This is a genomic window from Azospirillum sp. ST 5-10 (assembly GCF_051225715.1).
GTDB lineage: Bacteria > Pseudomonadota > Alphaproteobacteria > Azospirillales > Azospirillaceae > Azospirillum.
The window spans coordinates 1-665 of the sequence record NZ_JBPJSP010000105.1; the positions used below are offsets into that span (position 1 = coordinate 1).

The 665-nt window shown below is 67.1% G+C and carries 1 protein-coding gene; it reads left to right on the forward strand.

Annotation, left to right across the window (positions count from 1 at the left end):
- A partial coding sequence (locus ACSBPG_RS32020) for an amino acid ABC transporter substrate-binding protein (protein WP_435541300.1) occupies nucleotides 1-665 on the forward strand: 665 nt, incomplete at both ends.

Consider the following 665-nt stretch of genomic DNA (forward strand, 5'->3'; position numbering starts at 1 on the left):
CTGTCGCGCAACACCACCTGGACCCTGACCCGCGACACCTCGGTCGGCCTCAACTTCGCCCCCGTCACCTACTATGACGGCCAGGGCTTCATGGTGCCGAAGAAGCTCGGCGTCACCTCCGCCAAGGAGCTGAGCGGCGCCACCGTCTGCGTCCAGTCCGGCACCACCACCGAGCTGAACCTGGCCGACTATTTCCGCGCCAGCAACATGCAGTACAACCCCGTCGTCATCGAGTCGCAGGACGAGGTGAACGCCGCCTACTTCTCCGGCCGCTGCGACGTCCTGACCACCGACGCCTCCGGCCTCGCCGGCACCCGCGCCTCGGTGGCGCCGAACCCCGACGACCACCTCATCCTGCCGGAGATCATCTCCAAGGAGCCGCTGGCCCCGGCGGTGCGCCACGGCGACGACCAGTGGTTCGACATCGTCAAGTGGACGGTCTACGCCACCATCCAGGCGGAGGAGAAGGGCATCACCTCGAAGAACATCGACGAGTTCCTCAGCAGCAAGGACCCCGACGTGCAGCGCCTGCTCGGCGCCTCGCCCGGCATGGGGGCGGCCCTGGGCCTCGACGAGAAGTGGGCCTACAACGTCATCAAGACGCTGGGCAACTACGGCGAGATCTTCGAGCGCAACGTCGGTCCGAAGACCCCGCTGAAGCTGGA